This is a genomic window from Streptosporangium sp. NBC_01639, assembly GCF_045209755.1.
GTDB lineage: Bacteria > Actinomycetota > Actinomycetes > Streptosporangiales > Streptosporangiaceae > Streptosporangium.
In genome coordinates this window covers 6,455,684-6,480,138 of sequence record NZ_CP109272.1, presented here as the reverse complement: position 1 = coordinate 6,480,138, position 24,455 = coordinate 6,455,684, and the positions used below count along the sequence as shown (strand labels likewise).

Annotated in this window: 20 protein-coding genes and 1 pseudogene; 13 read left to right on the top strand and 8 right to left on the bottom strand. The window is 68.4% G+C overall.

Annotated features, from left to right (window positions below; all coding sequences use genetic code 11):
- Positions 1–788: 788 nt before the first annotated feature.
- On the top strand, positions 789–2,384 hold the full coding sequence (locus tag OHA77_RS29425) for an alkaline phosphatase D family protein (RefSeq protein WP_326824955.1): 1,596 nt from the start codon (positions 789–791) through the stop codon (positions 2,382–2,384).
- Between the two features lie 27 nt (positions 2,385–2,411).
- The gene (locus tag OHA77_RS29420; RefSeq protein ID WP_406312639.1) at positions 2,412–3,296 is read left to right on the top strand and encodes a hypothetical protein; all 885 of its coding nucleotides are present in this window, start codon (positions 2,412–2,414) and stop codon (positions 3,294–3,296) included.
- Between the two features lie 288 nt (positions 3,297–3,584).
- Here OHA77_RS29420 and OHA77_RS29415 read toward each other — a convergent pair whose 3' ends face one another.
- From OHA77_RS29415 to OHA77_RS29395, 5 genes are read right to left on the bottom strand one after another with little or no spacing between them, the layout of a single operon-like run.
- Positions 3,585–4,490 carry a polysaccharide deacetylase family protein gene (locus OHA77_RS29415; RefSeq protein ID WP_406312638.1) on the bottom strand — a complete coding sequence of 302 codons (906 nt, stop codon included), beginning with the start codon at positions 4,488–4,490 and terminating at the stop codon, positions 3,585–3,587.
- Positions 4,474–5,493, bottom strand: a complete 1,020-nt coding sequence (locus OHA77_RS29410; protein ID WP_406312637.1) for an asparaginase — start codon at positions 5,491–5,493, stop codon at positions 4,474–4,476. The genes OHA77_RS29415 and OHA77_RS29410 overlap by 17 nt, the downstream gene beginning before the upstream one ends.
- Positions 5,490–6,815 (bottom strand): MmgE/PrpD family protein, encoded by a 1,326-nt coding sequence (locus OHA77_RS29405; RefSeq protein ID WP_406312636.1) that lies wholly within the window; start codon positions 6,813–6,815, stop codon positions 5,490–5,492. Before OHA77_RS29405 ends, OHA77_RS29410 begins: the two co-directional genes overlap by 4 nt.
- An 8-nt stretch (positions 6,816–6,823) precedes the next feature.
- On the bottom strand, positions 6,824–8,149 hold the full coding sequence (locus OHA77_RS29400; RefSeq protein ID WP_406312635.1) for an MFS transporter: 1,326 nt from the start codon (positions 8,147–8,149) through the stop codon (positions 6,824–6,826).
- Positions 8,143–9,783, bottom strand: a complete 1,641-nt coding sequence (locus OHA77_RS29395; protein ID WP_406312634.1) for a thiamine pyrophosphate-binding protein — start codon at positions 9,781–9,783, stop codon at positions 8,143–8,145. Before OHA77_RS29395 ends, OHA77_RS29400 begins: the two co-directional genes overlap by 7 nt.
- A 197-nt stretch (positions 9,784–9,980) precedes the next feature.
- On the opposite strand from OHA77_RS29395, the gene OHA77_RS29390 reads away from it, so the two are divergent.
- The 3 genes from OHA77_RS29390 (at position 9,981) to OHA77_RS29380 (ending at position 12,524) form a co-directional block, all read left to right on the top strand.
- A complete protein-coding gene (locus OHA77_RS29390) occupies positions 9,981–10,691 on the top strand; it encodes a GntR family transcriptional regulator (protein ID WP_406312633.1) in 711 nt (236 codons plus the stop codon).
- A gap of 33 nt (positions 10,692–10,724) precedes the next feature.
- Complete coding sequence (gene tcuA / locus OHA77_RS29385) at positions 10,725–12,209, top strand: FAD-dependent tricarballylate dehydrogenase TcuA (protein WP_406312632.1); 1,485 nt, start codon at positions 10,725–10,727, stop codon at positions 12,207–12,209.
- A gap of 84 nt (positions 12,210–12,293) precedes the next feature.
- Positions 12,294–12,524 carry a hypothetical protein gene (locus OHA77_RS29380; RefSeq protein WP_406312631.1) on the top strand — a complete coding sequence of 77 codons (231 nt, stop codon included), beginning with the start codon at positions 12,294–12,296 and terminating at the stop codon, positions 12,522–12,524.
- 28 nt (positions 12,525–12,552) lie between these two features.
- Here OHA77_RS29380 and OHA77_RS29375 read toward each other — a convergent pair whose 3' ends face one another.
- The gene (locus OHA77_RS29375; RefSeq protein WP_406312630.1) at positions 12,553–13,521 is read right to left on the bottom strand and encodes a hypothetical protein; all 969 of its coding nucleotides are present in this window, start codon (positions 13,519–13,521) and stop codon (positions 12,553–12,555) included.
- A 24-nt stretch (positions 13,522–13,545) separates the two neighbouring features.
- Positions 13,546–14,703, bottom strand: coding sequence for a LuxR C-terminal-related transcriptional regulator (locus OHA77_RS29370; protein ID WP_406312629.1), 1,158 nt, complete (start codon positions 14,701–14,703; stop codon positions 13,546–13,548).
- Positions 14,704–14,892: 189 nt separating this feature from the next.
- Here OHA77_RS29370 and OHA77_RS29365 point away from each other — a divergent pair, with 189 nt between their 5' ends.
- Positions 14,893–16,332: an FAD/NAD(P)-binding protein gene (locus OHA77_RS29365; RefSeq protein WP_406312628.1), complete on the top strand. Its 1,440-nt coding sequence runs from the start codon at positions 14,893–14,895 to the stop codon at positions 16,330–16,332.
- A gap of 64 nt (positions 16,333–16,396) precedes the next feature.
- Here the strand turns inward: OHA77_RS29365 and OHA77_RS29360 are convergent, their stop codons facing one another.
- Positions 16,397–17,056: a helix-turn-helix domain-containing protein gene (locus OHA77_RS29360; protein WP_406312627.1), complete on the bottom strand. Its 660-nt coding sequence runs from the start codon at positions 17,054–17,056 to the stop codon at positions 16,397–16,399.
- Between the two features lie 198 nt (positions 17,057–17,254).
- Between OHA77_RS29360 and OHA77_RS29355 the strand changes: the two genes are divergently transcribed.
- From OHA77_RS29355 to OHA77_RS29325, 7 genes and pseudogenes are all read left to right on the top strand, one after another.
- Positions 17,255–18,529, top strand: a complete 1,275-nt coding sequence (locus tag OHA77_RS29355) for a serine hydrolase domain-containing protein (protein WP_406312626.1) — start codon at positions 17,255–17,257, stop codon at positions 18,527–18,529.
- Positions 18,530–18,737: 208 nt separating this feature from the next.
- Positions 18,738–19,073 (top strand): annotated as a pseudogene (locus tag OHA77_RS29350) (transposase); the annotation flags it as partial.
- A gap of 407 nt (positions 19,074–19,480) precedes the next feature.
- Entirely contained in the window at positions 19,481–20,326 is an 846-nt protein-coding gene (locus OHA77_RS29345; RefSeq protein ID WP_406312625.1) for a helix-turn-helix domain-containing protein, read from the top strand.
- 14 nt (positions 20,327–20,340) lie between these two features.
- On the top strand, positions 20,341–20,550 hold the full coding sequence (locus OHA77_RS29340; protein WP_406312624.1) for a DUF397 domain-containing protein: 210 nt from the start codon (positions 20,341–20,343) through the stop codon (positions 20,548–20,550).
- Between the two features lie 62 nt (positions 20,551–20,612).
- On the top strand, positions 20,613–20,942 hold the full coding sequence (locus OHA77_RS29335) for a type II toxin-antitoxin system Phd/YefM family antitoxin (protein WP_406312623.1): 330 nt from the start codon (positions 20,613–20,615) through the stop codon (positions 20,940–20,942).
- Positions 20,943–20,995: 53 nt separating this feature from the next.
- Positions 20,996–21,364 (top strand): hypothetical protein, encoded by a 369-nt coding sequence (locus OHA77_RS29330; RefSeq protein WP_406312622.1) that lies wholly within the window; start codon positions 20,996–20,998, stop codon positions 21,362–21,364.
- A 143-nt stretch (positions 21,365–21,507) separates the two neighbouring features.
- Positions 21,508–24,234, top strand: a complete 2,727-nt coding sequence (locus OHA77_RS29325) for a MinD/ParA family protein (RefSeq protein WP_406319891.1) — start codon at positions 21,508–21,510, stop codon at positions 24,232–24,234.
- Positions 24,235–24,455: the final 221 nt, after the last annotated feature.

Below are 24,455 nucleotides of genomic sequence, written 5' to 3'. Positions count from 1 at the left end.
CCCGAGTGCTGTCCAAACTGACCGACAAGCGCTGCTGCTACTCACCAGCAAAATCACTGCCCGGACCGCCTCCGACCGGTTGTGTCGACGACGGGGGTCCCGATAGCGACGGCGAAGAAAACAAGGGATACGCCGCGTTCGCCAAGCTGCCGCGTGCCGTCGCCCAAGACAGCCGCCTGTCCTACCGGGCCCAGGGGCTACTGGGTGAGCTGTGGTGCGACCAGCCCGGTTGGACGTTCACCATCGAGCACCTGGCCCGCACCCGGGGCGCCGGGGTCGAGGGCCACAGCGCGATCACCGGCGCCGTGCGGCACTGGCTCATCGGGCCGGAATCCAGCGGGGAATCAATGCCCGTCCTGCGATTCCGAATCGACGACGGAGTGAAAGCAAGCGGATACCGAGAGTGCCGCTTCCGCTGGAATCCGAAAGTGACATCGCCCCCCCCCGATGGAATCCGGAGCCCGGCACCTGCGCTTTCTCCGGCCCCTGCAGAAATTTGGCACGTTCCAAAAACAACGGTCACTACCGCTGAGCTCTGCCCAGCCGTTCGGTCACATCCACACGGCAAAGAATGTTAAAACGAATGGTGTTATATCAATCAAGATATCGATACCCTTTACCCGCGCGTCCGGGAGTGATCTTCAGGTCGGTGTCAGTGACGTGACGGTCGCCGCCCCCAGGCTCATGCGGCCGAAAGCCCTCGGCCGCAACCGTCTTGGACGCGTGTTCACGAACTCGACTATTCCTATTGGGGATGTGGTCATCAGGTGTCGATTTCATCTGGCTTCATGAGATCAACCCAGGCCGGCCTCGCGGCTGCCGTCGCGACCAGACGCAGATTCCTGACGGTGACCGGCACGGCCGCCGCCTTGGCCTTGACGGGCAACCTTCCCGGCATTCGCAGTGCCCACGCGGAGTCCGCGACGAAGGCGGACCGTCAACCCCTCTTCACCCTGGGGATCGCTTCCGGCGACCCGCTGCCCGACGCGGTGGTGATCTGGACGCGGCTGGCGCCGGAACCACTGGCGCCGTTCGGCGGGATGGACCAGCGCCCGGTAACGGTCCAGTGGCAGGTGGCCGAGGATGAGGCGTTCCACCGTGTCGTGCGCCGCGGCACTGCGACCGCCCGGCCCGAGTACTCCCACACCGTCCATGTCGATGTCCAGGGCCTGCGCCCGTGGCGGCACTACTTCTACCGTTTCCGGGTCGGGGGGCAGATCAGCCCTGTCGGCCGCACCCGTACCGCTCCGGCCCCCGGCGACACCATCTCCGCGATGTCCTTCGCCTTCGCGTCCTGCCAGGCGTGGTTCGAGGGCTACTACACCGCCCTCGCCGACATGGCCCGCCGCGACCACGACGTGGTCCTCTTCCTCGGTGACTACATCTACGAGTTCGGCGCGGACAAGGGTGTACGCCCCGACTCCGCGGAACCTCACGCCATGCGCCAGACGGTGACACTCGACGACTACCGGGAGCGGTACGCCCTGTACAAGATCGACCCGGATCTGCAGGCCGCGCATGCCGCCGCGCCCTGGGTCGTCACGCTCGACGACCACGAAGTCGTCGACAACTGGGCCGACGACGCGCACCCGAGCGCCCCGCCGGCCAGTTTTCTGGTCCGGCGCGCCAACGCCTTCAGGGCCTATTGGGAACACATGCCGCTGCGCCTGTCACAGCTGCCGAACGGGCCGGACATGCAGCTGTACCGGCGCCTGCGCTATGGCACCTTGGCTGAGTTCAGCATTCTCGACACCCGGCAGTACCGCTCGGACCAGGCCGGCGGCGACGGCGAGAAGCCGCCCAACCCGGGATCGCTGGACCCCAGCCGCACCATCACGGGCGAGGAGCAGGAACGATGGCTGCTCGACGGGCTGGCCGCCTCCGGAACACGATGGAACGTCATCGGGCAGCAGAACGCCATGGCCCAGCTCGATGTCCAGGCCGGGCCGGGCATGGTGGTGCCGATGGACACCTGGGACGGTTACGTCGGCTCTCGCAACCGGGTGCTCGGCGGCGCCCACGAACGCGGCATCAAGAACCTTGTCTCCTTGGGTGGAGACCTCCACCGCAGCGTGGCCTCCGACCTCAAACTCGACTTCGCCGATCCCGCATCGCCCACCGTGGGTGCCGAGTTCGTCGGGACCTCCATCACCTCCGGGCTTGACGGCGCCGACCACGACCAGGTCGGCCTGACACTGCTCGCCGAGAACCCGCACATCAAGTACCACAACTTCCAGCGAGGCTACGTCACCTGCACCGTGACCGAAAAGGAGTGGACCTCGGACTACCGGGTGGCCGACCGTGTCACGACCCCGGGAGGCACCGTGACGACCCGTGCGAAGCTCGTCGTCGAAGACGGCCGAGCCGGCATCCAGACCACCTGAGTCTCCGCAACGGACAGGATCTCCATCATGCTGAAGCAGCGCATCACGCGGACCGCTCTGCCATCCCTGGCTCTGTGCACCGCCATGGTCGCCGCGCTGGCCATGGCGTCTCCGGCGAACGGGGCCTCCGGCGGCTCGAAGCCGAAGGACCAGATCACCGTGGCGGCCAATCCGGCCGCGCTCGACGTCATCCCGCTGCCATGCTTTTCCGGCAGCTTCCAGGCCACCATGACCAACACCGGACCACAGGCTCAGTTCGCCGATATGACACTGAGCGCCCAAAAACCGATCACGCTGTCCCGGGACATCTTCTCCAGCTACCTTCCGGCCGCCGATCCCGACCAGCCGGTGAGCATTCCGGTCGAGGTTCGCGCCCCCCGGGACACTCCACCGGGCACCTATGACGTCCAGCTGGCCATGAACAAGCAGGAGCTCCGCGTGCCGGTTCGGGTGCAGGAGCCTCCGACCAAGGGGCCCGGCGACAACGTGGCGCTGGGAGAGCAGGCGTTCGCCTCATCTTCTCATGGTAATTTCCCAGTCTGCGGTGGTGTCGATGGGAACAAGGACCATGCCCAGTGGGGCACCCGCACCGGATGGAACGACGCCACTCCGACGATCTTTCCCGACAGCTACGGAGTCCGTTTCCCGACACCGCAGCGGATCGACCAGGTCGAGCTCCTGACCATAGACAGTGCCGGGTCCCCGGCCGCTCGCTTCGGGGTGAAGGACTGGGACGTCCAGGTCCTCACGGACGGCCAGTGGCAGACGGTCGCCCAGGTACGTGGCAACACCGCTGGACTGGTGACCTCGCAGTTCGCCGCGACCACCGCCGAGGCCGTACAGGTCGTCATCTACGCCTCGAACGACGCCAGGTACTCGCGCATCATGGAGTTGGAGGTCCGCGGAGCGTAACCCCGGGCCCGGTCGATCCGGGATCCTGGTCATACGAGTCCGAGAACGGGGTCCGGGCCGGCCGGCCCGGACCCCGTTCTCGGAAGTACTGAGCCGGGTGCCGGGACCGGTCCGTGCCGTGTTCCCGGAAACCGGTGAGCTGAGGGCTTCCGGGAACACGGTCTTCTCAGAGGTTGGCGCGAGGTGGTGTGGACACCTCGGCCCAACCCGATCTCCCGTGCAGCGGCCGGCGGGTGCCGGGCCGTCCCAGACGTCAAGATCGAGATACACCACTGACTGGACACACCCTCAGGCTGCGCTCCCGGCAGGGGGAAAACGTTCTTGCCAAAAGTCGGCGATGGCGTCCCGTCCCGTGATCCAGATGTCGTCGCGCGCGCTGATCCGGTCGAGCACCCGTAGCAGGCCCGCCAGCCGGGCCGGTCTCCCGATGATCCTGGGGTGGAGCCCGATCGACATCATCCGTGGATGCCGCGCACTCTCGGCGAGCAGGACGTCGAAGCAGTCGATGGCATAGCGGGCGAAGTCGTCCGCGGTGAAGAACTGCCCCTTGTAGAACTTGGTGTCGTTGACGTCCAGCGAGTAGGGGACGATGAGGAACGGCCGCCCGTCGACCTGGTCCCAGTACGGCAGGTCGTCGCTGACCGAGCCGGCGTCGTAGGCCAGGCCGGCCTGTGCCAGCAACGAACGGGTGTGCACGGTGTTCGGCGGCCGGGTGAACCAGCCCTTGACGGGTCGGCGGATGAGACGCTCCAGTACGGCGACGCAGTTCTCGATGTTGCGGCGTTCCTCATCGACGGTCATGCCGGTGTGCGGGATCCACCGGTAGCCGTGCCCGACCACGTCGCACCCCCGCTTGATGATCGCCTCTGTCACGGGCGCGTTCCGCTCCAATGCGAGGGCCGAGGCGAACACGGTGGGGGTGACGCCGTGATCGTCCAGCGCCTGGAGTATCCGCCAGATGCCGACGCGGCTGCCGTACTCGAAGGTCGACTCGGCGAAGAGCTCCCGCTCCCCCTCGGGGACGTCGTACTTCGCCTCGACCAGGGTCTCGCGGGTGGTGTCGCCGTCGAGCGCGTTGCGCTCCGCGCCCTCCTCGTAGTTGATCACGAAGTTGACGGCGAGCCGGGCGCCGTTCGGCCAGCTGAACTCCGGCGGGTTCTGGCCGTATCCGACGAAGTCACGTGATGCGGTCACGGTCGGCTCCTTCATCGCCATGGGGCGTGGTGGGTGAGGTGCGAGGAGGGAAGAGGTCCTCGGCGGACAGGCCGGCGGACAGGCCGAAGAGCAGTCTGAGCCGTGCCTTGGCCGGCGACAGAGTCCGTGCTGCGAGCACTCCTTCGCCGAGCAGGTGCGTCTCCGATCCGGGGCCGCCGTAAGTGCGCCGAAGGATCGGGCCGTCGCCGCAGCGGCTGGTCAGGACGGTGGACCGGCCCGACCGCACCGAACGCACGACCGCTTCGGCCAGCGCCGGGGAGAGATGCCCGGCGCCGGTGCCCGCGACGACGAGCCCGGCCACGTCGCCGGCGATCGCGTCGACCAGCGTCCCGTCGGAACCGGCCACCGCCGTGACGAGCTCCACCTTCACGTTCGGCGGAGCCGTGGCCGTCAGCCGGTCGGGCTCCGGTGGGGGGCCGAGCAGGAGCTCGACCTCGTTCTCGATCACGAATCCGACAGGCCCGGCTGACGGGGAGGAGAACGCCGCGACCCGGGCGCTGTGCTGTTTGGTCACCAGCCGGGCCACGTGGATCTCGTCCTGGAACACCACCACCGGGCCGTACCGGGCCAGGGGCCTGTGGAGCGCCGCGACGACGGCGGCGACGAGGTTGGCCGGCCCGTCAGCACCGGGGAGATGCGGGGCACGCATGGCCCCGGTGACCACGATGGGAACGGCGGTGTCCACGAGCAGGGCCAGCGCGTAGGCCGTCTCCTCCAGAGTGTCCGTGCCGTGTGTGATCACGACGCCGTCGGCGCCGGCGGAGATCTGACGGCGTACGGCCTCGGCGAGCGTCCACATGTCCGCCGGCGTGACGGCCCGGCTGGAGATGGTGCGCACGTCGCTCGCCCGGATGTCGACCGGCAGGGCTCCGAGCATGCCCGCGAGATCGGCGGCTCCGTGGTGCGGGGTGGCCCTGCCCGCGGTGGGTGCGGTGGCGATGGTGCCGCCCATGGCCAGCAGGCTCACCACTGCCCTGGTCATGGCCCTTCCTCGAACAGGTCGGCGCAGTCGGCGACCGCGAGCAGCCCGTCGAACCGTTCCCACCATGCCGTCGCTGTCCGCCGGTCGCCGACGAGCATGGCGAACTTCTCCTGGTGCTCGGCCTCGGTGAGGGGGCGCGTGTGGTGACCGCGCGGATTCTGTACGGTCGCGGCCGCGGAGCCGTCATCAGTCACCACGGTCACCCGCGCCGGGGCGGACTCCGGCCACTGGGCCTCGAACTCGGGCAGTACGCTCACCTGCACCTTCTCGGCCACGGCGGCGACCTCGGGGCGGAAGCGGAACGCCGCCACGTCGCTGCGGCCGAGGACGAGCGCCGTCGCCACCGCGTAGGGCAGCGAGAACCGGCCGGACAGGTCGTTCGCGGCCGGCTGCCGGTCGATCTTCAGGTTGACGGCTACCGTGTCGACCCGCACCTGGCGGATCTCCTCCGGGCGAACGGGCGTGATGGCCAGTGCCGCCTCCACGGCGCTGTGCGACAGGGCGCAGGCACTGTGGACCTTGAAGTAGTTACGAGAGATGCCGAGGTCGTCATAGCGCAACGGCTCGGTGAGCACCGACCCGTCCACGATCTCGCCCGCTATCTGGCCGAACGCCACCTCCAACGCGTCGGCTGAGCCGGTGAACTCGGCGCGGGCCAGGGCGGAGGCTCGCACCCCGCTCTGTGCGGCGTATCCGGTGTAGGCGTTGCGCGCCGTCGCGCCGTCATAGCAGGCCTGCCACACGGACAACAGCGGACTGGTCGCCGCGATCGTGGCCGCTGTCACCGGATCGGTCCCGTCGAGAAGTGCCACGGCGACCGCGGCGCCGACCGCGCCGATGTGCCCGTGCGGGTGGACGCCCTGCCGCAGGCGGAACGCGCGGAAGAGCCGGCTGCTGACCTCATACCCGGCGAGGACCGCTCGCACGAGGTCGGCGCCCGGCGCGTGCACACGTTCGGCGACAGCGAGGGCCGCTGGGACCACGTGCATTCCGGGATGGCCCGTGGGCCGCATGCCCTCGTCGAGTTCGAGGCTGGTGCCCGCGGTCGCGTTGAGGAACGCGGCGTACGCCGGATGGGCCCGCAGGCGCGGTGTCGTGAGCACCGTCGCCGTGTGCCCCGCGCCGGCCCGATCCGCCGGGGTTACCAGCGCGTCGTGCTGGTCGAGGGCCACCAGTGCGGCGATCTCCGCCGTCCTGGCCCCGGCGGTGGCGACCGCGACGGTGTCGGCGATGACGAGCCGGGCGCGGCGCAACGTCTGCTCGGGGACATGGGCGAGGTCCAGCTCACTTGCCGCCCGAACGGCGGTATCGATGCTGAGCACGGTTCTCCTCACCGCTCAAGGTTCAGGTGCCGGGTCTCACCGAGGGCCCACACCGCGGCGGCACTGATGATCGTGACCAGCGCCACGTAGGCGCCGACCGCGTACATGCCGACCGCGCTGAACAGCGCGATGGCGATGAACGGGGCCACCGCCGCGCCCAGCAGCGATCCGCCCTGGTTGGCGGCGGTGATGCCCGAGTAGCGGGTCGCGGTGGGGAACAGCTCCGCGAAGTAGACGCCGATCGGGGCGTAGGCACAGCCCACGGGAAAGGCCAGGAGCGCGAGACCGACGGTGAACAGGACGGGTGAGCCGGTCTCGATGAGAGCGATCGAGGGGAAGACGACGACCAGGATCCCGCAGAATCCCATCAGCAGCGCCGTCCGACGGCCGCGCTTGTCGGCCACCCCGGCGGACAGTCGCAGACCGATGCTGTACGCCCCCGCCGAGAGCAGCACCGCGGTGAGCGCCGCCGCCTGGCTGATCTCCAACGGCCCCGTGGCATGGGAGAGCAGGAAGACGAAGGCGACGTAGAAGGTCGCGCTCACGGTCACGTACGCGAGGGTCGCGAGGACCACGACGCGCCGTGACTCGCGCAGCAGGGTCGCGATCGGAAGACGCGTGCCGGCCGTGTCGCCGGTCTTCTTGCCGGCCTGGAACACCGGCGACTCATCGAGGCGCAGCCGCATCACCAGCCCGACGACGATCAGTACGGCACTGGACAGGAAGGGCAGCCGCCAGACCCACTCCACGTAGGTCTCCTTGGGGACCAGAAGGGTCACGGCCAGCAGGACGGCCGTCGACAACGCGAGACCGGCGGTGACGCCCTGCTGCGCCCAACTCGACAGACGAGCCCTCCTGCCGGGCGGCGCGAACTCGGTGGCCATCAGGATGGCGCCACCCCATTCGCCGCCCACCGCGGCACCCTGCACGAAGCGGAGCAGGACGAGCAGGGCTGGAGCCAGCGCACCGGCGGTGGCATAGGTCGGCAGCACGCCCACGAGCATCGTGCTGATGCCCATCAGCATCAGGGACGCGATCAGCGTCGTCTTCCGGCCGATCCGGTCGCCGTAGTGGGCGAAGATCAGGCCGCCGATCGGCCTGGCGATGAAGGCCACCGCGATGGTCGCGAACGAGGCGAGCGTCGCCGCGACCGGGGACATCGCGGGAAAGAACTGCGTGCCGAACACGAGCGTCGCGGTGCTCGCGTAGATGTAGAAGTCGTACCACTCGATCGTGGTCCCGATGAACGCCGCCTTGGCGACCCGGGAGGCCTCCGCCGGAGTCGGGGTTGCGGTGTCGGGGCCACCGTCACTTGCATCTATCCGCGTCAACATTCGTCTCCTTCAACAACCGGCGAGGACCCTCGCAGCCGAGCGGCTATGTCGGCGAACGCCCGATTCTGGGCGTCCGGGTCGATGTGCACGTCGAACAGAACCGGCCCGGTCTCCTCGGCCAGCACCCGCGGCAGGATGGCGAGATCCGCGGTGCGTCCGATGGAGTGGGCGGGTATTCCGAAACCCCGGGCGATGTCGGCGATGTCCGGCCACGCATGCTCGGACTCCGTGACGGGGAGCCCCTTGGCCTTGAGGCTGTGACGCTCCTGGCCGTAGCCCCCGTCATTCATGACCACCACGGTCAGCGGAAGCCCGTAACGCCGCACGGTGGCGAGCTCGTTGAGGCTCATCATCAGGCATCCGTCGCCGAGCACCACCGTGACCCGCTCGCCCTCCCTGGCGAAGGCCGCGCCGATGCTCACGCCCAGGGCCTGGCCGATCGCGCCGAAGTCGTGCGTGAAGGCGTATCGGCGGGGATCCCAGCTGCGCAACGTCTGCTGCGCGTATGAGCCGAAGTGACCGGCGTCGACGACCAGCAGACGATCCTCGGGCAGCGCCGCGTCGAGAGCGTCGACGACGTCCTGCGGGTGGACCGGTGAGGTGTCGGCCGCGGAACCGGTCCGGCCGTTCTCCTCGGCGGGAGGTGTCCAGCCGGTGCGCGCACCGGTGGCGGTCAACCGGTCGCGCAGGACGGCTGCGGTCTTGGCGGCATCGCCGACGACGGCGACGGCCGCCCGCGAGTGCCTGCCCATCGCTTCGGCATCGTGATCGACGTGGACGATCACGCCGCCGTTCAGGCCGCCGTCGGTCGTCCACGGGTTCGCGGTGGCGCCCAGCACGAGAACGCAGTCGGCGTCCGCCAGCGCGCGGGAGGCGGGGCCTGCGCCGAGCCCGCCGGCCACGCCGAGGCTGCGCGGGTGGGTGGCGAGCAGCCCTTTGGCCTTGAGCGAGGTGGTGATCGGGGCTCCCAGCAGGTCGGCGAGCTCACCGACCGGCGCGGCGGCGTCCCCGGGCGGCACGCCACGGCCGACGAGGATCACCGGCCTGCGCGCGGCGGTGAGCGCCGCCACCGCGGCATCGACGGCCGCGGGGTCCGCCGCCGGTCCTGCCGGTGGTTCGGCCGCCGGCTGGTAGGGCGCCGTGTCGGGCGGCAGCGGGGCGAGCAGCACGTCGGTAGGGGCGTTCAGCACCGCAGGACCCTTGCCGAACCGGGCATGCCGGAACACCGCGCCGGTGTCGGCGTGCACCGTGTCGGGCCGGTGGAGCGGCCGGAACATGGCGCCCGTCGACCGGATGAACGACTGCTGGTCGAACCGCTGCGGATGGTTCAGGTCTCCGGTCGGGGTGTCGGGGGCGATGAGCACCACGGCGGAGTGAGCGGCCACCGCGGTCAGCAGCGACGTGGCCGTATTGCTCAGACCAGGACCGTGGGTCACGCTCGCGACTCCGGGTTTCCCGGAGAAACGGGCGTAGCCGTCGGCCATCGCGACCGCGCCCTGCTCATGGCAGGCGTGCACCAGCTTGATCCGCCCGGTCATCGAGACCTTCGTGAGCAGGTCCAGGTTTCCGTCACCCATCAGCGCGAAGACCACCTCGGTGCCTTCGGCGACGAGCGCTGCTGTGACAGCATCCACAACCGTTCTATCTCGCATGGAATTCGACTGTACTCGACCGCATTCCTTCTCACAAGGATGAGTTTCTCCCGACGCCATAGGCTCTCTACGTGCGGAAACAGTTCGATCCATAGCCCGACTTCCGCCTCGCGCGAGTCCGAGAGCAACGATGAAGAGCCACTTGGAATACAAAGGTATTCACATGTATTCTCTGATGCATGGACGAACCCTTCGAGGCTCCCGTCGACGCGTCGGCGATCACGCTGCCCGGCAACAGGCCCATTGCCGATGAGCTGTACGACTACCTGCGGCACGCGATCATCCGGGGCGAGCTGCCCGAGGGCATACGCGTGGTCGAGGGCGACATCGCGACGCGGGCCAACGTGAGCCGCACGCCTGCGGGGCAGGCGCTGCGCCGTCTCCAGTCGGACGGCCTGCTGCGCGCGTCGCAGCACGGACTGCTCGTCAACGAGCTCTCCGCGGACGAGCTGTCCGATACGTGCACCGTCCGCGACTCGCTGGAGGCGCTGGCCGCCCGGCTCGCCGCCTCCACCCGCACCGATCTTGACGTCGCGCTGATGGAGGAGCTCACCGAGCGGTTCGAAGCGGCCATCGGCGGCGACGTCTCCGAGATCGTCGAGCTCAACCACGCCTTCCACGACGCGGTCTGGGACGCGGCCCGCAACTCCGCGCTCAGGCGTTTCCTGCTGCAGACGCGCTCCCTGATCGAACGGCTGAACTCCACCACCCTGAGCTCAGAGGCCCGCCAGAGACAGGCCCTCGACGAGCACCGGGCGATTCTCGCGGCGATCACCGCACGCGACGCCGACAGGGCGGAGAGCGTCGCACTGCAGCACTTCCACAAGGCGACGGCCATCCGGATCCTCTCCAAACGAGTTCATACGCGGACGAATCCGACTGCCGGCTGACCCATCCCACCAAGACCAGGAGGATCTTCATCCATGGATTTCCACGCGGACGTGATCGTCGTCGGCACAGGCAACGCAGGGTTCTGCGCCGCGCACGCGGCCGCCGAACGGGGCGCGCGGGTCCTGATGCTCGAAAAGGGTCCCGAGGGGACCATCGGCGGCAACACCTACTTCACAGCCGGAGCGATCCGCACCACCTACCAGGACATCGAAGACCTCGCGGACGTCATCGACGACCCCGACGAACGCCTGCCGTACACCGACATCGATCCCTACGGTCCTGCCGACTTCGCAGCGGACATGCGCCGAGTGACGCTCGGACGGTGTGATCCCACACTGACCGACGCGATGGTGCACGGCGTCGCGGACACCGTGCGGTGGATGCGCGGCCACGGAGTGCGCTTCCGCCTGCAGTACGAGCGCCAGGCCTACGAGGTGGAAAACCGCTTCCGGTTCTGGGGCGGCCTGCCGCTGGCCACCGTCGACGGCGGGAAGGGACTGGTGGCGCAGCACCTGGCGGCGGCCGAACGTGCCGGTGTACGGGTCCGCTGCGACACCGCCGTCGACCGCATCCTGCGCGATCCCGACGGACGTGTCGTCGGCGTGGCGGCGGGCACGACGGAGTTCAGGGCGGGCGCCGTGGTGCTGGCCGCCGGAGGGTTTCAGGCCAGCAGGATGATGCGCGCGCAGTATCTCGGGCCCAACTGGGATCTCGCGAAGGTGCGCGGCACCCCGCACAACACCGGCGGCGTGCTCACGGCCGCCCTGCGCGCGGGCGCGCAGCCGGCGGGTCACTGGAGTGGCTGCCACGCCGTGGCATGGGACGCCAAAGCGCCCGAGAGCGGCGACCTCGAGCTCACGAACCGCTTGACCAAGCAGTCATATCCGCTGAGCATCGTGGTCAACACGGCGGGCCGGCGCTTCCTCGACGAGGGGGCCGAGATCCGCAACTACACCTACGCCAAGTACGGCGCGGAGATTCTGCGCCAGCCGGGCGCCCTCGCGTTCCAGATCTTCGACGCGAAGACGGCGCCCCTGCTGCGCGTGGCCGAGTACGAAGCGCCCGGCGTCTCCCGCTTCCAGGCGGATTCGATCGCCGAGCTCGCCGAGCAGGCCGGCATCGACGCCGCCGGGCTGACCGCCACGGTCGAGGAGTACAACGCGGCCACCCGCCCCGGCCCGTTCAACCCGGCCGTCAAGGACGGGCTCGGCACGACCGGACTCACCCTGCCGAAGAGCAACTGGGCCCAGCCCCTCGACCAGCCTCCCTACCTCGCGTTCGCCGTGACCTGCGGCATCACGTTCACCTTCGGAGGCGTGAAGATCGACACCTCCGGTCGCGTCATCGACGAGGCCGACGAGGTGATCCCCGGGCTGTTCGCCGCCGGGGAGATGGCGGGCGGGCTGTTCTTCCACAACTACCCCGGCGGCAGCGGCCTCGCCGCCGGCTCGGTATTCGGCCGCCGGGCAGGCGCCGAAGCCGCCGCACTCGCGTCGACCGGCGTCCTGACCTCCTGACGCACCTGGCGAATCCCGGCACGGCGACGCGGCCATCAGGCGACGCGGGTCGCGACGATCTCGATCGCGACCCTGAGCCGTCTGGTGGCCATGCCCGCCTTTCGTCGGGCCGAAGGCCGGCGCACGGCGCGGGCAGGCGACCTGCCGATGGTGCGAGCGCTTTTGAAGCTGGGAGCTGACCGGTCACTACAGGACCACGATTACGACGCCACCCCGCTGGAGTGGGTGCAGTTCGGCGGCCTCAGCGCTCACGGCCTGCATCAACTGCTCGAAGACGCCGGCCGGCTCCCGGTGCCGCTCGCGGCAGACATGTAAGAGCGAGGCTCTCCGCAGGAATCGTCGATCACCATTTGTCGGTGATGAGGTGCTTGGGCGGGGCCGTGATCCTGACGGGGGTTCCCCATCCTCGATAGATGATGTTCATCGTCATGGCCTCGACGTCACCACCCTCCGGCCGGGTGAACCTCATGACGGCGTGGAAACGTCTCGGCAGGTTGTCCGGACCCACCCAGAGTTTCCAGGTGATCCGCCCGCCCCATACCCCACGGCCCTCCTCGGTCCCGAAGAACATCCCGGTCTGCCTCTCCCCCAACTCGGGAACCGTCACGGTTCCGCTGTGGAGGGTCGTGGTAACTCCCTCGAAGGTTCCGCCGTCAGCGCTGGTCGCACCGCGGGAGGCGACCAGCTTGAGAAAGCCCGGGTTGATCCCGTTGACCAGGTCCTCTCTCCATATGACTCCGCTCAGGTTCCGCGCCGCGATCCATTTCCCCACCGCCGACGGTGTCTTCGAGATGTACTTGCCGTCCTTGGAACGCACGACGTTCTGCGTATAGCAGTCCCGGCCGATGCTGATCACTCGGTACCGGCCCGTCCCCCATTTGTACTGAGAGGTCTCCGTGGTATCGGCGGCGAACACACCTGAAGCCGTAAAACGGTACGCACCGGACGTCGAGATCACCTCCGCGACCTCGGAGGGCCCACCGCGCCGCTTGACGGAGAAGCGCACGCTGCTCTTCTTCACGAACTGCTTTTTGACTGCTCTGACGACGGAGTCGAGAGAGCTCGATTCGGGGGCCGCGTGAACGGCGCCGCCGGGAATCGCAACGCTCAGCAGACCGGCTACCACCAGCACGACGCTCATGCGTTTCATGCGCCGATCATCACGGATGATCATCTCGATCTCGTTACGGCAAGTCCCTCGCCCAGCCTGATCGGCCGGATCAGAGAGAAGCCGGTGATGGTCTACCCAACTCTCGGGAGACCTGGGACGCGGAGAACCGACGACCGCCTTACTGACGGCATCGCGTATCACGGTGTCGTGAGTTGGTTGGTTGGTCTAGCGCTGGTGGGAGGTATCGGTAGCCCAGGAGCGCGCCCATGCGCTGGGGGCGAGAACTGCGGCTGTCTTCGGAACCAGAGGCCAGTAGTGCTCGGCGAACAGCCGTGCGACGAGTTCGCCCCGGCTGGCGACCTCTGCCTTGCCGAAGACGGCCTTGAGATGGTCGCGCACGGTGTGCGGGGAGATGAAAAGCGTTGCAGCGATCTCGGCGGTGGGTTGCCCGCGCGCGATGAGCTGGGTGACCTCGAGTTCGCGCGGCGTCAGGCCGTAGGCCTCGGCGATCATGACCGCCAGGTCGGCCGCTGCCGCGTGTTCGATGACGAGCGCCACTGGACCGGGTCGCCCGGCGGGACCGCTGAGACAGGAGGCGTGGCAGGTCAGCCAGCGGCCGTCAACGGTTTGGATGCGCACCCGCGCGCCGCCTCGGTCGCGGCCCGCGGCGATCGCCCGCGCCTGCAGCGCTGTGGCGACCATCCAGATGGGCAGCCGCAGGCCCAGCGAGGAGGGGATGGACGGGCCGTCCGGGAGCAGCGACAGGTAATGCCGCGCCTCCTCATTGACGGACGTCGCCTCGCCGGAGGGATCGAAGAGCATCAGTCCGGGCGTGGGCGCGTCGGCTCCGCCGCCAGGCGCGGACGGGCGGGCGAACCGGCGCAGCCGCGCGGCCAGCGGACCGGACAGACCGGCGAGCAACGCGATCTCGTCTGGGCCGAACGGGGCGCCATTGCCCGTACGGAAAAGGCTCACCACCGCCCATGGCCGGTCGCCGACCCGCAGCACGGCCCGTAGCTCGTCGTCCACGCCCTGGTGCCCGAGCAGCCGTCGGAAGCGCGCGCTGCGTTCGGGCAGGTCGCCGGTGGCCGCGCGCAGGCCGGCCGCCGGGACGGCGGCGCGGGCGAGGTCCCGGAACGGGACGACGTTCTCCTCCAGGAGCTCGTTCTCCCAGTAGTCGGCGCAGCCTTCGCCGGAGCCGAGGTTCTCCACCAGCATCGGCGCGGTAATGAGGCCGGTCTCCGGGTCGGTGGCCGCCCACACGGCCGAGTCGAACGGCATGAGCCGCCGCAGCTTGGCGGACGTCCGGCTGAAGAGTTCGAGTGCGTCGGTGACCCGCTCCGCACCTGACATCACCTCGGCGCGGCGACGCGGGTCGATCATCGAGATCCCTCCTGCGGTCTGGATGCCGGTCAGCCTGCCCGGTCTCCTCTCCTGTGCCAACCCCTCGTTTGAGGGGGTCATTCCCGGCCGATCACCCGCACGCGGGGGATGGGGCTCGGCTCTGGCGGCGGTCAGGCTCAGAAAGGCCCTGGACCCTTTCCGGTGGCGACCTGGAAGACGAAGGAAAACATGGACATCGCAATCGTTGGAGCAGGCGCGGCCGCGGTCGGCCTGCTGGACGCGCTGGCGGCCACCGCCAGCAGGCCCGGCGAGATCACGATATTCGAGCCGTCCCCGCACCTGTGGCGAGGCCGCCCGTACGGCCCGGACCTGGACACGGTGCTGGTCAACTCACCACCCGCCCTCATGTCGATCCGCCACCAGGACTTCGGGCACTACGCGGCCTGGCTGGGCGCGCGTGGCGCTGCCCGTCTGGACGAACTGCTGGGGCAGCCGTTGGTTCCGCGCGCGCTCTACGGCCAGTACCTGGCGCACACCGCCGAGACAGCGTTGGCCACTCTGCGCGAGGACGGCTGGCGCGTGCACATCGTCGCCGCCCGCGTCACCGGGGTAGCCCGATCCGGGGCCCGCCTGGTGCTTCGCACCGAGGACGGACGTGGGCATGATGCCGACCACGTGGCCCTGTGCGTGGGCGGGGGGACGCCCCAAGACCACTACGGTCTCGGTCGATCCTCCGGTTTCGTGGGCGATCCGTACCCGCTGGTACGCACGCTCGATCGGGTCCCGCCCGGCAGCGACATCGCGGTTATCGGGAGCGGCCTGACTGCGGTCGACGTCGTCGTGTCGCTCGCCGCACGGGGGCACACCGGGCAGATCACGTTGTTGTCGCGCAGCGGTGTGCTGCCCCACGTCTGGCAGCGCCCGGTCGGCCACCGGCCGCAACACGTGACCGCCGAACGGGTGGCGGCGCTGTACCGGGAACACGGTGTCGTCACACTCGACGACCTCATCGGGCTGCTGCGCGCCGAACTGGCGGAGGCGGGGGAGGACTTCGAGGAATTCGTGGCCGAACTGCTGGCGACCGAGACCGAGGAGCCGGTCCGGCGGTTGCGGGCGCAACTGGCCGCCACGGCCGGCCCAAGGATCGGCCGCCGGTTCCTGCAGGAGACGGCGCACAGCGTAGGTCCGTACGCGTGGCGGCTGCTGCCCGAGGCCGACCGCATACGGCTGCGGCGTCATTTCCGCGTGGCATCCAGCATCGCCTCGCCGATGGTCCCGGTGAACGCGTCCGCCATGATGCGGCTGTTCGACTCCGGGCAACTCACCGTCGCCCCGGGCATCCGCAAGATCGAGGCGGCGAACGGGCTGTTCCACGTGCACTGCGACGACGGCGAACGCACGGTCGGCGTCGTCATCAACGCCATCAATCCGCAGCCGCAAGCGATACCCCGCGCGGCCGAGAAACTGGTCGAATCCTTGCTGGCAGACGGCTCGGCCACGCTTCACCCGTCCGGTGGTCTGGTCCCGGCTGACCCACGCCTGCACGTGGTCGGAGACCTCGCCGGAGGCGGCCCGTTCATCACCTCAAGCATTCCGGGCATCGCCGCCCAAGCCGCGCGGGCCGTTCAGGCGGTCCTCGCCGCACAAGACGCAGCGCGGGTCACCTGACCTAGACGGCGAGCAGGCACTCTCTTCTCCCCCGGATACCTCACCATGACTCGGCTGAGACCCATCATGTCAGGAGGGCGCGCCAGCGGTCGGCCGACTCGATCATGTCCAGGCTGACCCGCTCCAGGAACGCCCCTGCCTTGGCCAGCCGTTGTCCCACCGGGCTGTCGAGCCCGAACGTCTCAACTGCCGCCATCGTGGCCTGCACCGTCTCGAGTGTCTGCCGCCTGCCGGTCACGATCGAGTTGTACCAGGCCTCGTCGTCGACCACGTAGATGTCGCGACGCCGCTGCGGATCGCGCTCGCGCCGAATGAACCCCTGCTCGACCAGGTAGTTCACGGCTACGGAGACGGAGGCCGGGCTGATCTTCAGTCTCTGGGCCAGCTCGGCCGCGGTGCGCCTGCCGGCCTCGGACAGTAGCAGGTCGAGGTGCACGCGCGCGGTCATCCTCGGCAGCCCCGACCTGACCACTACCTCGATGAGTTCCTCTGTCATCGTGCCGCCCAGCGATCCGGCCGCGCGCGGGGGTGCCGGTATGCCGCGCCGCGCCCGCTGGGTCGTCGCCTGGTGCGCCTGCTGGGGCCGGTAGCCGCTGGGGCCGCCGTTGCGTCCGATCTCCCGGGTGATCGTCGAGGTCGGCCGGTCGAGTCGCCTGGCGATCTCGGCGTAGGAGAGCCCGTCGGCGAGTCCGGCCGCGATGCGCTCGCGTTCCTGCTGGGTCAATCGTCCTCCTGGCATGCCGCCAGTATTGCCTTCGCTGTCACCCATTGCAACTCGTCATTGCATTCGAGTCCAGCGTCATTGCATCAATTTGCCGCTATTTACCTGGGCAGAAGCGTTTCGATGGATTGACGGAATTTCGAATGCAACATAGCTTTCGAGTTGCTCCAAACACGTACTGTCGCGAAGCGAGGAACAACCATGAGTGAATCCCTCCCCATTGCCAAGAACACCAGGGCCCGAACACCGCGGGTCTCCCGCCGCGTGGCGGTCGCGGCGCTGGCGGCCGCCCTGGTGGCCGGGGCGGCCACACCTGCGGCGGCCACCCCGGCCAGCACCGCGGCCAGCGGGGCCGTGCCGAAGGCCGCTGCCGGGCAGGGTCGCCCGGAGCTGCAGAAGGCCATCCAGGAGTGGGTCGATTCCGGTCTCGCCGCCGGGATGCAGCTGCGCGTGCACGATGAGCGGGGCGAATGGGTCGGCAGCGCGGGGGTGCGCAAGCTGGGCGCGGCCGCGAAGCCGCCGACGAACGGGCGGTTCTGGACGGGTAGCGTCGCCAAGACCTTCACCGCGACCCTGGTGCTTCAACTGGTGGCGAAGCACAAGATCGGGCTGGACGCCCGGGTGGCCGACTACCTGCCCCAGTACAAGCTGGATCGGCGGATCACGGTGCGGATGCTGCTGCAGCACACCAGCGGGCTGTTCAACTACACCGGCGAGTTCTACGACGACGGGACGTACGTGCCGGGGGTCCCCGGCGCGGGCAAGGAATGGGTGGACAACCGGTTCAAGTCCTACCGGCCGGAGGAGCTGGTGCGGCTGGCATTGTCCAAGCCAGCTAAGTTCGAGCCGGGGACGGGCTGGAGCTACGCCAACACCAACTACGTGCTGGCCGCGCTGCTGATCGAGAAGGTCACCGGCCACTCCTATGCCGAGGAGATGAAGCAGCGGATCCTGCGGCCGCTCGGGCTGTCGGGCACCGAGGTGCCGGGCACCCGGACGGACATCGTCGGGCCGCACGCCTACGGCTACTACCGGTATGAGGACGCCGGCCAGTGGAAGGTAGTCAACGTCACCCGCCAGAACCCCTCCATACTGGGCGCCGCCGGTGGCATGATCTCGACCACCGAGGATCTCCACACGTTCTTCTCCGCGCTGCAGGGCGGCAAGCTCGTGCCGGCCCCGCTGCTGGCCGAGATGCGCAAGCCGCACCCCAAGAGCGGCGGCATCTACGGCCGCTACGGCCTCGGGACATACGTGCAGGACACCGGCCCGGACTGCGTCGGCACCATCCTCAACCACAACGGCAGCGCCCCCGGGGGCTACGCGGCGCTGATGTACAGCACGCCCGACGGCAAGAAGACCCTGACCGCCTCGATCACCACCGGGGACGCCGCAGTCGACCAAGCGCAGGTGTTCCCGAAGGCGCTGGACAAGCTCGTCAAGCAGGTGTTCTGCAGCGGGAAGACCGCGGGCTGACGGGGCCGTCTTCTCTAGGTCCTGTTCTGGGTCGTGATCACGAGTTCGGTGGATCGCCTGCGCGGCACGGGGCGTTCTTGATAAGCCATCAGGCATGGCGCGGGGCGATCTCACCGACGAGCAGTGGGCCCTGGTCGAGCCCCACCTTCCCCTGAGAGCCTTCGGCCCCATCCCCGACCTGCGAAAACAGTTCAACGGGGCGATGTGGCGGTCCCGCACCCGTCCAGCAGCGGTCGCTGCCGACAAGGCGTACTCCTCCCGGCGCAACCGCAACTACCTGCGGCGACGCAGAATCCAGGCGGTGATCCCGGAGAAAGCGGACCAGGCGGCCAACCGCAAGAAGCGAGGCTCGAAGGGCGGCCGCTCGGTCAGCCACGACGCCGAGCTGTACAAGGAGCGCAACACGGTGGAGCGCTGCATCAACCGGCTGCGGAACTGGCGCGGTATCGCCACCCGCTACGACAAGACCCCGGACAGCTACCTGGCGGGACTCCGTCTGTGCGGCACGATGCTATGGCTGGGCAGCATCACCAGACGAGGATGATCCAGACTTCGAACAGGACCTAGTACGCGCTGGACGTGCACGCGGGCGTAGTAGGGCGAGGCCGGGAAGACGGAGAGCTCCAGGTGGTGCTTTCCGGTGGTGACGTCGATCATCGTTCACCCGCTCCTGGTCGGCGCGTCAGGTGTCAGGGCATAGGACCGGCACCGTTCGCAGACGGGGGCGGCTGCTCTCCCCGCACGGGGGCGGCGGGGGCACGGTGCCGGTCCTACGGAAGGCACGACCGGGGAGCGGCAGGGGGCTGCCGGGGGTCGTACCGCTTGCGCCGGGCGGACACCCGACAGGGGTGGGCCGCGTCGGGAGGGAAGATCGTCCGCCCTGCCGACTGGGGAAATCATGCGTTTCGCCATCCGGAAGGCGCCCGATCCGAAAAGCTTGACTCTCAGAGCATGCGGCAGCCCCCTACGGTGCGCCTGCGACGCCTGGCAGCCGAACTGCGCCGTCTCCGGCAGAAAGCCGGTCTGTCCCAGGACGACGTCGCGGAGAAGACCAACGTCAACAACGTCACGCTCTACCGGATCGAGACGGCCAAGACCAAGCCCCAGTTGCGCACCCTCATCGCCCTGCTCGACGCCTACGGCGCCACAGGGGAGGAACACGACAACCTGATAGTCCTCCAGAAGGAGGCCAAGCAGCGCGGCTGGCTGCACAGCTTCGAGGCCGACCTCCCCGACCAGTACACCGCCCTCATCAGCCTGGAGGCCGAGGCCCAGCAGGCCATCAACTACGATTCACTGTTCATCCCGGGGCTGCTGCAAACCGAGGACTACGCACGGGCGGTGATTCGGGGTGTGCTGCCGACCGCTCCCGAGGCAGAGGTCGAGAACTTCGTCACCGCCAGGATGCAGCGCCAAGCCTTGTTGGAGAACGAGACGCCGTTGCGGCTATGGGCGATCATCGACCAGGCCGCCCTGTGCCGGATAGTCGGTGGCGAGGTGGTCATGCGCGCCCAGCTTGACCACCTCATTCGGCAGGCTCAACGTCCGCACATCACCGTTCAGGTGATCCCGTTCCCAGCCGGAGCCCACCCGGGGATGCCTGGCAGCTTCATCGTCTTGAAGTTCCCTCTGGACGATCCCGACGTGATCTACATCGACAGTATGGCGAGTGATCTATTTCTTGAGAAAGAAGGCGAAATTCAGCTGTATAACGATATTTGTGAGCATCTTCGCGCGATAGCGCTCAGCCCCACCGACACCGCCGCGCTACTCGCATCCCTACGCGAAGATCACTAGCGGAAGGAAGCAGGATGCAGGAGCTCGACCTCTCCAGCGCGCGCTGGCGCAAGAGCAGCCTCAGCGGTGACGGCCCGAGCTGCGTTGAGGTGGCCTTCGTCAACGACGCTGTCGCCGTACGCGACACCAAGGACCGCGACGGCGGCACCCTTCTCTTCGGCCGCGGCGAGTGGGCGAACTTCATCGGAGGAATCAAGGCCGGCGGCTTCGACGGTCTCTCCTAAGCGCGACAGCTACTTGTACAACTAGTTGTACAAGTAGCTGTGTGTAATGCTATCTTCACAGCATGACGAAATTCGTGCACGTTGAACCGATCTCCTCGGCTCGCGCCCAGTTGAGCGAGACCATCGCCCGCATCGGGGAGCAGGGACTTCACGCCGAGCCGGTCGTCATCGGCCGCCGCTACAAGCCCGAGGCCGTTCTCATCAGCTTCGAGCTCTATGAGCGACTCGCCGACCTCATCGATGAAATCCAACTCGCCCCCCTCGTCCGGGAACGACTCGCCAACTCGGCGGCCAGCCCCGATCTCACACTGGAGGAAGTCGCCGACTCTCTCGGAATAGAGATCAAGGAGCGTGGCACTGGCCCTTCGGGCGGACACGAGTCGGCCGCATAACGCGATATCGCGATAACACCTCCCGAGAGTAGTCATCCGACTACTCTTCGGCCATGTCTCCCCGTGAACGTATCTTCGAGGCCCGTCTGAGGCCCGAGGTCCACGACGACCTCAAGAATCTTCCGACGCACCGCCTCCGCAAGATCGCAGTCCTTCGGATCCAAAACCTCATGTACGGCGACGAGCGCGGCAGGGAACTCATCGGCACGGCCGAGCCGGACCTCACCGGGTGCCGCCGTCTCTACTTCGACGAAATCCCCAAGCTCGCACGATGGCGCATCGTCTACCGCGAACTACCTGCTCACCGAGCTGGCATGCTTCCGGTCATCCAGATCCTCGCCGTGGGCCCTCGTGCCCAGATGGACGTCTACGAACGTGCGGCTCTCCGCCTCGGGCTGCTCAGCCCGGATGACCTGACATGAGATCTGCTTGCCGTATGGCAGGGGCCACGTTGGTACGGCTGGGCGAGCTTGCGCTGAATGGGTGAGTGGCTCCCGAGCCGGCCGGAAGCAGCCGGGGGAACGGATGACCTCCGGAGACCTCCACCAGGATTGAGAGTGTGATCATGCTGGAGCAGGAGATCAGGACCCCCGAGCACATCTACACCTGGGTCGATGTGGACGCCCATCTCGCGGCCCTGGCGGCCGACGGCCAGTGGCCGGACTGGCTCCACGAGTGCGACGCCTTCTGGGACGGCCTCGATGTGACGATCGCTCCGCACGCGCTGCCGCAGGAGGCCCTGTCGTGGCTGGGTGACGTGTTCGGGGTCGGCTCGACGATGTCCCATGAGGGTGAGAACGTTCTCCGGCTCGACGACGTCCCCGGTCACCCTTCCGCCAGGCTGCTCCCGATCTCGGTGCGTCAGCAGGAGTTCGAAACGCCCCGGCGGGAACCCCGGTGGCGGGAGCGGCGCATCGTCCGCAGCCTCGGTGAGCCGCTCCCCCGGCCGGAGGCCCCGTTCCCCGGCAACGTGCGGATCGCGGCGCTGCACTCCTTCAAGGGCGGGGTGGGGCGGACTCTTCACGGGGTGGCTCTCGCCGACGCCGTCGCCCAGCGCGGCGATCGGGTGCTGCTGGTCGACGCCGACTTGGAGGCCCCGGGGATCACCTGGATGTTCGGCGCGCACGGCAGGCGTGTCGACTTCGGCTACGAGGACTTCCTGGCGCTGCTCCACTCCTCCGAGGACGGCCGCCCCGGCGACGCGGTGACGCTGGGCGCGGCCTACCTGCCGAACCAGATGATCGGCAACGTGGTCGTCATGCCCACTCGGCGCTCGCTGCGGGACATCGCCCCGCCCCGGCTCGAACCCACCGACCTGCTGACCCCGGATCGCTCGATCTACTACCTGACCGAATCCCTCGCCGAGCTCGCCGACCGGCTCGGCGCCCGGACGGTCCTGATCGACCTGCGTGCGGGAAGCAGCGAGCTCGCGGCTCCCGTACTGCTCGACCCGCGCGTCCAGCGGATCTTCGTCACCACCGTCAGCGACCAGGCGTTGTACGGCACCGTCCGCACCATCCAGGAGCTCGGCCGGCGCGCGCCGACGCGGGCCGACGACCCGGCGAGCGTGGCCGTCATCACCCAGTTCCGGCAGGAGGGCCACCGGGAGCTGGCGACCTCGGCCGCGACCATGCTCCGTGACGCGATCTCCGGGACACTCGAACAGACCGCCCCGGAGGACGAGGACCGGACCGTCGACCGTGACGTCACGCTGGAGCCCATCTTCAGCGTGTTCCAGGATCGGCTGCTGGCGTTGCCCGCCTCCTGGGAGGCCGTCGTCGACGTGGTCCGCCGCCAGCAGCTCGCGCAGACGCTCGCACCGCTCGTCGAAGGGCTGACACCCCGGGAGGAGATGAGTCTCAGCGAGGGAGCGCCCCTCATGGGCGCGGTGCCTTTGACGGAACCCGATGACCTCGCCTACCGGCGCGGGATCCTGAGCGATTTCGCGGGTCGGCTGGCGTACGCCGAGACGGCGGACGACACGGACTTCCTGCCGACCGAGTCCCTGCGGAACATGCTCGCCTCCCACCGGACCGAGCCGCCGCTGTGTGCGGTCACCGGAGCCAAAGGGTCGGGGAAGACCTTCACCCAGCTCCAGATGTGCTTCCGGAAGACCTGGCGCGAGTACGCCCAGGACGTCGGCGTCGAGAGCGTGACCCTGGACGCCCTCCTCACGCCGGTGCTGGTCTCCAAGAACCTCAGCGACTCCGCACGTGAGCGGATCAACAAGATCCAGCGGGATGCTGCCGTCTCCCCGGAGGCCGAGCCCGCACCCCAGCTCGAACTGCTCGATCTGATCGACGGCGCGCTGCGTTCGAAGCTGACCAACGTGCAGTGGCGGCGGATCTGGCTGACCTGCATGGCCCGGGCCGTGGGGATCGATGCCTCCCCCGACGACGTCGAGGAGAAACTGGTCGACTTCGGCTCCGCGAACACCAGGATCTTCCTGTTCGACGGGCTTGAGGATCTTCTTCAGGATCTCCTCGACAGCGACGTCCAGCGGCAGGCGCTCCGCGTCCTGCTCATCGACTGTCTCGACTGGCTGCGCAGCCTTCGGGGCAGACCGCTCGGTCTGGTGATCTTCGTCCGGCGCGATCTCGTCCAGTCGGCCATCCGGCAGAACTACGAGCACTTCTTCGCCCGGTACAGAGACTACGAGCTCAAGTGGAACCATTCCGAGGCACTGCGGCTGGCCCTATGGGTGGCGCAGCGTTCCGGAGCTCTTCAGGGCCTCACCCCCGAGGAGGTGGCCGCGGTGAAACCTCAGGGTCTCAGCGCGATGCTCCACCCGCTCTGGGGAGAGAAGATGGGCTCTCCCAAGTCACGCGAGGCCCGCTCGGACGGGTGGTTCCTGGCGGCGCTCTCCGACTTCACCGAGCAGATCCAGGCACGCGACATCGTGATCTTCATCAAGGAGTCGGCCGCCTTCTCGGTGGAGGACAGCCGCTGGCCGACCCGTCTGCTCGCCCCGGCGGCGATGCGGAAGGCGCTCGTCCAGTGCAGCCTGGTGAAGATCCGCGCCATCACCGAGGAGAGCCCCCAAGTGGGCGAGCTGCTCAAACACCTCGACGGCCTCACCTGGGAGAAGAAGAGGATCCCCTTCAGCCCCGAGACGGTCGAACTGTCCAGCCAGAGCCTGGAACTCCTCGCGGCCAACGGAGTCGTCTTCCGCGAGGAGGACCAATACTGGATCCCCGAGATCTTCCGCCACGGCCTCTCCTTCAAGGCCACCGGCCGGCCGAAGATCCTGGCGATCGCCAACCTCGTCCGCCAGCAGAACAACCTCGACTGACAGACGGAGCCTCTGTGGCCGTACTACGGGGGGAAGCTCACTCCTGACCAGGGGGCTGGCAAGTGTCGTCCTGTACGCCGTCGATCCTGAGACCCAGGAGTTCCTTGGTGGGCGGCAGGCCGAGATCCGGGACCTGAGGCGAACCAACCTCACGACCACCGACCAGACGGTGAAACACCCGTGAAAGACATGATCGCGAGTCTCGGCGACCGTGATCGCTT